8 protein-coding genes and 3 pseudogenes are annotated in these 7428 nt (G+C 41.5%); all 11 read left to right on the top strand.

The features are described 5' to 3' along the window. Positions 1 to 3 precede the first annotated feature (3 nt). The 11 genes and pseudogenes from ACTNC0_RS17965 (at position 4) to ACTNC0_RS17915 (ending at position 7188) form a co-directional block, all read left to right on the top strand. Positions 4 to 612 (top strand): ParA family protein, encoded by a 609-nt coding sequence (locus tag ACTNC0_RS17965; protein ID WP_441088456.1) that lies wholly within the window; start codon positions 4 to 6, stop codon positions 610 to 612. After that, a complete protein-coding gene (locus ACTNC0_RS17960) occupies positions 590 to 1522 on the top strand; it encodes a ParB/RepB/Spo0J family partition protein (protein ID WP_226870871.1) in 933 nt (310 codons plus the stop codon). Before ACTNC0_RS17965 ends, ACTNC0_RS17960 begins: the two co-directional genes overlap by 23 nt. 4 nt (positions 1523 to 1526) lie before the next feature. Further along, positions 1527 to 1946 carry a DUF6050 family protein gene (locus tag ACTNC0_RS17955; protein WP_441088455.1) on the top strand — a complete coding sequence of 140 codons (420 nt, stop codon included), beginning with the start codon at positions 1527 to 1529 and terminating at the stop codon, positions 1944 to 1946. 9 nt (positions 1947 to 1955) lie between these two features. Continuing rightward, on the top strand, positions 1956 to 2303 hold the full coding sequence (locus tag ACTNC0_RS17950; RefSeq protein WP_441088454.1) for a PcfB family protein: 348 nt from the start codon (positions 1956 to 1958) through the stop codon (positions 2301 to 2303). Continuing rightward, a pseudogene (locus ACTNC0_RS17945) lies at positions 2300 to 3379 on the top strand (type IV secretory system conjugative DNA transfer family protein); the annotation flags it as partial. The gene ACTNC0_RS17950 and the pseudogene ACTNC0_RS17945, both read left to right, overlap by 4 nt. A gap of 451 nt (positions 3380 to 3830) precedes the next feature. Beyond that, positions 3831 to 5705 (top strand): annotated as a pseudogene (locus ACTNC0_RS17940) (DUF4368 domain-containing protein). Next, positions 5702 to 6084: pseudogene (locus tag ACTNC0_RS17935) on the top strand (TnpV protein). Before ACTNC0_RS17940 ends, ACTNC0_RS17935 begins: the two co-directional pseudogenes overlap by 4 nt. 10 nt (positions 6085 to 6094) lie before the next feature. Continuing rightward, on the top strand, positions 6095 to 6283 hold the full coding sequence (locus ACTNC0_RS17930; protein WP_441088453.1) for a hypothetical protein: 189 nt from the start codon (positions 6095 to 6097) through the stop codon (positions 6281 to 6283). Between the two features lie 15 nt (positions 6284 to 6298). Next, positions 6299 to 6592: a hypothetical protein gene (locus ACTNC0_RS17925; protein ID WP_441088452.1), complete on the top strand. Its 294-nt coding sequence runs from the start codon at positions 6299 to 6301 to the stop codon at positions 6590 to 6592. Between the two features lie 18 nt (positions 6593 to 6610). Continuing rightward, entirely contained in the window at positions 6611 to 6892 is a 282-nt protein-coding gene (locus ACTNC0_RS17920; RefSeq protein WP_235232803.1) for a hypothetical protein, read from the top strand. Positions 6893 to 6894: 2 nt separating this feature from the next. Continuing rightward, entirely contained in the window at positions 6895 to 7188 is a 294-nt protein-coding gene (locus ACTNC0_RS17915) for a hypothetical protein (protein ID WP_235232804.1), read from the top strand. The last annotated feature ends 240 nt before the right edge of the window (positions 7189 to 7428 follow it).

The following is a 7428-nucleotide window of genomic DNA, read 5'->3' as shown; positions in this document are numbered from 1 at the left end:
AGAATCAGTCCTATTACAGCACAGGAAACAACCTCTCCGACACCTACAGTCAGCATCATAAGCGGAATCGGAAGATTCACTCCGTATCCGACAAATATTGAACTTTCTGGGGTAGAAGTCAGCCTGGTAAATGTTATGAGCAGAGAGTATGTGTTAAAACAGTTTATCAAGTTAATTTCGCCGGAATATGATTACATCCTGATTGATAATATGCCATCGTTAGGAATGCTCACTGTAAATGCACTTGCAGCAGCTGATTCGGTTATCATCCCGGTTATGGCACATTATCTTCCGGTTAAAGGTCTCGAACAGTTGATGCAGACAATATATAAAGTCAGGAAGCAGATAAATCGAAAACTTCAAATTGACGGAATCTTACTTACCATGGTGGATCGCAGAACAAATTTTTCAAAAGAGATTATAGAATTACTTCATGATAATTATGGAGAATATATCCATATTTTTGAGACTGCAATTCCGTTTTCTATAAGAGCTGCAGAGACGAGTGCTGAGGGAGTAAGTATTTATAAACATGATCCCAAAGGACGTGTTGCCGAAGCATATAAGAAACTGGTAGAGGAGGTGATTGATGATGGCAGTGAAAGAGAGTAGTGCTTCAAAGATAAAATTCAAAGGTGTAGATGCACTGTTTGGATTGTCAGAGGAGCAGGAGTGTGTGCGAGAAATTCCACTGGACGAGCTGGATACATTCAAGAACCATCCGTTTAAAGTATTCAGGGATGACAAAATGGAGGAAATGATTGAAAGTATTTCAGAATATGGAGTTCTTGTGCCAGGAATTGCAAGACCTTCAAATTCTGGGGAAAAGGATTATGAATTAGTAGTGGGGCACAGAAGAAAATATGCTTGCAGAGAATTGGGATTGAAAACAATGCCGGTTATTATCAGAGATATGTCTGATGATGAAGCAACTGTAGTTATGGTCGATTCCAATATTCAAAGAGAAAACCTGCTGTATAGTGAGAAAGCATTTGCATACCGCATGAAGTATGAAGCACTGAAACGTCAAGGCAGAAGAACAGATCTAACTTTGGTCCAAGTTGAACCAAAGTTAAAAAAAAGATGGGCAGCTGAGATGGTAGGAACAGAAGTCGGGGAAACAATGAGTACAATCAAACGATATATACGATTGACCTATTTGTCGAATTATTTGCTGGAGTTTGTAGACAAAAATGAATTGCCATTCACTGTTGCAGTAGATCTATCGTATTTAAAAAGCAATGAGCAGTCGTTATTATTGGCGTTCATAGGAACAACAAAGAAAATGCCTAATGGATCTCAGGCAAAAAAATTGAAAGAACTTAGTCAGCAAAAAGAATTGACTGGGGAAGATATTGAGAAAATTCTTAGAGGAGAAGCAAAAGTGAATTACCAGAAAATCAGCTTTTCAGAAAAGCAACTGCAAAAATATTTTCCACCAGATTATAAGAAAGAACAAATTGAAAAAATTATATTTCAGTTATTAGATTCGTGGAAGGCACAAACAGAACAAAGGGGATGATAGAATGGAATATGATAAGCAAATAAGATATAATGATAGCCAGATGGAAAGATATCAGGCATATATTTCTAGAGTACAGAAGATAAACAGATTGGATAAGAGGACAAAAGAAATGACGATTGGAGATGTAATTAAAAAATCAATTCTGCCACTGGCATTTATGGTATTCTGGTTTTGGATGACAAAAACAATTATGAAAGTCAGCGGACAGACGGATTGGTTCTGGTGGATATTTATTGCCGGATTACCATTTGGAATACATAAAATGCGGCTGATTCTAATCCCAAGAGGAATGGATACCACAGCAACACTTGGTATGGCTGCATTAAGTGTCATTATTGGAGCATTGATCGGAAGTATCATGATTCCAGTGTATGTGATCAGAGCGATATACGTTTTTATACGGTATATCATTGAAAGGTAGAAAATTAGTTTGATAAGAGGCAGGCTTGCGAAAACAAAAATCGTAAAACAGAATGCTGGGATGGTCAATATCGAGATCACGGACAAAAATATCAAGTCCTTTGAACGGTATGCCAGAAAATACGGGATCAATTATGCTCTGAAAAAAGACAAGAGCAAAGAGCCACCGGTTTATCTGGTATTCTTCAAGGGACGTGATCAGGATGCCCTCAATGCTGCTTTCCGTGAGTTTTCCCAGAAACAGATTCAAAAAGCGAATAAGCCTTCCATTCATAAGCGTCTTGCAGCTTACCGGGCAATGATGCCAAAGAAGACGAAGGACAAAGTAAAGAACCGGCATCAGGAGCAGAGTCGATGAAAAAGAAAAGCGGCAAAACTCTGATGCAGAAGTGGAAGAATAAAATCGGGGGTAAGCTGTCCGCCCTGGATAAAAAGAAACTGGTTCTAACAAATATCCCTTATACTCTGGCTGCTTTCTATGCAGACCGGGCATTTTTTCTTTACCGGAACAGTCCGGGAGAAGATATTGGGAACAAACTTTTATATGCAATGGAACACGCAGACCGGATTTTTGCTGGTTTTGTGTTAAGCAATAACTGGAAAGATCTGCTAGCAGGAATTGTTATTGCGGTCGTTCTGAAAGTGTTGGTCTGGCAGAAACAGGCAGACGCAAAGAAATTACGGAAAGGTATCGAGTATGGTTCAGCCAGATGGGGAACCGCAGAGGATATCAAGCCTTATATGTCGGAAGATCCATGGATGAATATTCCGTTGACAGCAACAGAAGCACTGACCATGGAGAGCAGACCGAAGCAGCCGAAGTATGCAAGAAATAAAAATATAGTGGTCATCGGCGGCAGTGGTTCCGGTAAGACATGTTTTTTTGTAAAACCATCGGTCATGCAGATGAACTGTTCCATGGTCATTACAGATCCGAAAGGCACTTTGATTGAAGAGTGCGGGAAGATGTTAGCAAAGGGACCACCTAAGAAAGATAAGAATGGAAATATCATGAAAGATAAATATGGAAAAGTGGTACATGAGTCATATGTGATTAAGGTTCTGAATACCATCAATTTTTCCAAGTCCCTTCATTACAATCCATTTGTTTATATACGGTCTGAAAAAGATATCCTGAAGCTGGTGACAACAATCATTGTAAATATCAAAGGCGAAGGGGAAAAAGCTTCCGAAGATTTTTGGGTGAAAGCAGAGAAATTGCTGTATACAGCACTGATTGCTTTTATCTGGTATGAAGGTGATGAAGAGGAAAAGAATCTGAATACCCTTCTGGATCTTTTGAATGAAAGCGAAACCCGTGAAGAGGATGAAACTTACCAGAATCCAGTAGATATGATGTTCCAGGAACTGGAAGAAAGAGATCCGCAGCACTTTGCGGTCAGACAGTATAAAAAATACAAAATGGCGGCTGGTGTTATAAGCTTGAAGAGACTTCTTAATCATCATTTTTTAAGAAATTGGAGCTCCAAAATGATTAAAAAGTCTCTTGAGGCTTATTTTTTGCCCAAAAAACAAAATTGTACTTTTTTAAAAACATTCTGGGAGAAGGCAACATTTATGCCTCTCCGGGCTGGATAAGTGTAAGGAAATTTTCAAACCGACACAAAATCCAGAGAAATTTAAAAAAGTTACGTTACTACCTTGTAAAACAGCGTCCGAAAGATGGGTTAAGTGAGAGGAACTTTTTTGAAGATCCTTACACGAACCTTGACAACGGAGCAGCCTGTCCATAGTGATACCAGATTTGAATGTGCATCCAGCATGTCTTTTCTGGCAAATACGTCCCGGAAACATCGGAACCCGGTACAGGAACGGATATGGAATGAAAACAGGAAATGAAAAATGAAAGGAAGGAGGAAAACGGATGCAGGAGAAACTTACCGCATTGTATGAGCGTCTTAGCCATGATGATGACCTTATGGGCGAGAGCAACAGTATATCGAACCAGAAGCAGATGCTTTCAGAATATGCAGAATCCCATGGACTTACCCCATATATCCATTTTACGGATGATGGTATATCCGGTACAAGGTTTGACCGCCCGGGATTTGTCAGCATGATGGATGCTATCAAAGCCGGGCAGATCGGGACGGTGATCATAAAGGATATGAGCCGGTTGGGACGTGATTATCTGATAGTCGGTCAGATTCAGGAAATGCTGCGGCAGAAGCAGGTCAGGCTGATCGCTATCAATGATGGTCATGACAGTCTGAATGGGGATGATGATTTTCTTCCTTTCCGAAACATTATGAATGAGTGGTATGCGAAAGACACGAGCAAAAAGATCCGGTCTACCTTTAAGGCAAAAGGAAATTCCGGGAAGCACGTTGCAAGCACCACACCATACGGATATCTGAAAGACCCGGAAAATAAGGAACACTGGATCGTGGATGAAGAGGCTGCACAGGTTGTCCGCAGGATTTTTCAGATGACAATGGACGGATATGGTCCTTACCAGATCGCAAAGAAGCTGAAAGAAGATCAGGTGGAGATCCCGGCGGTACACATGGCAAGGCATGGGGCAGGATTATGGCAGGGAAGAGTGGACGAGATCAAAGACCCCTATGCGTGGGGTTCGTCGACGGTGGCAGGGATCCTGAAAAAGCGGGAATATCTTGGTCACACGGTTAATTTCAAGACCAGAAAGCATTTTAAGGACAAAAAGAGCCATTATGTGTCAGAAGATAACTGGACGGTATTTGAGGACACGCAGGAAGCGATCATTGATCAGGAAACCTTTGATAATGTCCAGAGAATCCGGAAGAATGTCCGCAGATATCCGGATGGATGGGGAGAAGCACATCCATTGACAGGGCTGATGTATTGTGCTGATTGCGGTGCGAAAATGTATGTGCACCGGGTAAATAATGGGAAAAGGATCCCGTAATATACCTGTTCTGCATATAGCAAAGTTCCGGTTGGAACACTCTGCCCGACACAGCACAGGATCAATGCGGATATTGTGATGGAGCTGATAAAAGATCTGTTGAAAGCTATCGCAGAATATTCCCATCTCAACCGGGAAGAGTTCATTGAGACAGTGAAGACAACACAGAGTTCCCAGCAGTCCAGTGAAATCGTGAGGCTGAAAAACAGGCTGGCAGAAGCGAAAAAGCGTCTGCAGGAACTGGAAAAACTGATCTGTCGGATATATGAAGATAATATCCTTGGTAAACTGCCGGATGAACGTTACACAGTCCTTGATGGGCAGTATTCCAAAGAACAGAAAGAACTGACAGCGGAAATTTCGGAATTGGAAGCAGAGGTAGCCGGATATGAAAATAGCAGACGGTCAGCGGAAAGATTTATTGCACTGGTAGACAAATATCAGAATTTTGATGAACTGACCACATATATGCTTAATGAGTTCGTGGAAAAGATTCTGGTGCATGAGAGGGACAGGAAAGGAAGCCAGCAGACCACACAGGAGATTGAGATTTATTTTAATTTCGTGGGAAGGTATCTTCCTCCGCATTTTGGAGAAGTCCAGCTGACATCGGAAGAGGAAGAAGAACTACGGAAGCGGGAAGCAAGGAAAGACAGACTGCACCAGAATTATCTGAGGCGGAAGGCAAATGGCAAGCAGAAAGAATATGAGGACAAGGTAAAAGAGAAAAAGAAAGCGGAAATCGAAGCAAAAAAGGAAGCAATCCGGCAGGAAGATATTGCAAAAGGTGTGTTCGTGCCGGTGCCGATGCTTCCGACTGCGGAACCGAAGAAAGGAGTGGCAAGTGTATGAAAGAATTGAAACCAGTGATACATGATGAAAAGAACGGACTGGATTATATTCTTGTGGGAGATTATTACATCCCGCTGATCCAAGTGCCGGAAGAGACCAGAGATATTGGTTTTTATGGAAGTCTCCGAAGAAATTATCTGAAAGATTATAAAAAAGCCCTTTATTCCCAGCTGATGCTGACCGGGAAACTTTGGACGTATCTTGCTGATCTGAATGAGATCTGTGTGGAACGCAGAGATAAATGATGGATCAGCTTATGGAAGCAGAGGATGTCACAGAGGAATTAAAAGGCAGAGACCAGATGGAATGGATTCGTAGGGTAAATAACATCCGAAACCGGGTGGATGAAGTGATACTGAATGAATTGGTTTATGTGTAGGGGGATGCTTATGAGATACCGGATTGAATATGCAGATGGAAAGTGCTGTAATTTCGCCAACAGCCGGAAAGACCTTCTGGATTGGCTAAAACTCTTAAAGGACGAAGAGATTACAGATATTCGGAAAATCTACAAAAACGGCGTGACAGATTCCGTACTTGAGAAGTATCGAAACTATGTGAACAGAAATGCCGGATAGGAAGGAGAAGACAGGATGAAAGCCATACATTTTATTTTGAAAATCATGTTCCTGCCTGTGATGGCTGCTCTGGGAGTCATAAGATTGTTTGCGGAGTTCCTTGCAGGAATATCAGCAGTCATCTTCCGGGTAATTGCAGGATTCTTTCTTCTGACCGCCCTGCTAAGCTATGGCTTGGGGCTGGAAAGTTCCGGGGAATGCCTGAAAATGGTATTGGCTGGTTTCCTGTTTTATCTCCTGCCATGTACGGTTGAAATCGTGATTGCGGGAATCGTCTTTTTAGAAGAATGGATTCGCTCTATAACATAGGAAGAAAGGGACACGATTATGAAAAGAGAATTAGTGGAAAGCTACTTCGACTGGAATGAGATCAGGCTGGAGGCATATTTACGGATTGACCCGGAGCTGATCGAGTTGGAAAGAGAATGTGAGGCAACAATGGATGAATTGAAGCCATACATTGAAAAATATGGTCATGAGTTTTGGACGATCATTGATCGGATCGTATCGGCAAGACACGCAGTAGAAGCCTATATTAGCCGGGAAATGTATATCCGAGGATTTTTGGATTATGAACGTCTGGTGTGTGAGATAGAAAGGGATGTATAAAGATGAAAGAGGAAGCATTAAAGGAATTTGTGGACAATGTCATTCAGGAACGGATGCAGAGCGCATTCAGCCAGATGAAAGCCGGGAAAAAACCAGATGACGAGGATGATGTGGAACAAAAGTATGAGGAAGCGGTGGCATTGCTGCCAGAGGATAAGCAACAGGCAGTCAGGGCATACTGTGATGCTATTTTTGACAGCGGTGCGGATGCTGAGCAGTTCTTTTATCGGTTGGGACTGAAGGATGGAATTCGGTTGTATAAGACAGTAAAAAGTATCATCAAGGGAATATCTTAAATGGATTGGAAAATGTTATTTAAAATTCACATGTGCTACCATAACTCGGAAAACATATGGAATAAGGAATTTTTTTGTGATATACTGTTCTATAAATCGTTGTTTGGCGATTTGGTAAATTCTGATAAATTAATTTTATAGGGAACAGAAACTTCTTTAGGCTAGAATCAATAGCGGTGTAAACGAAAAAGCAGTCTTAAACTATAGAAAAACTGCCCTTTCGTTTGCACCGCGTTTGAT

Source organism: Blautia sp. HCP3S3_B11, from assembly GCF_052064435.1.
Classification (GTDB): Bacteria; Bacillota; Clostridia; order Lachnospirales; family Lachnospiraceae; genus Blautia_A.
Note: the sequence above shows the minus strand (reverse complement) of the source record. Positions and strands in the feature narration are given on the sequence as shown.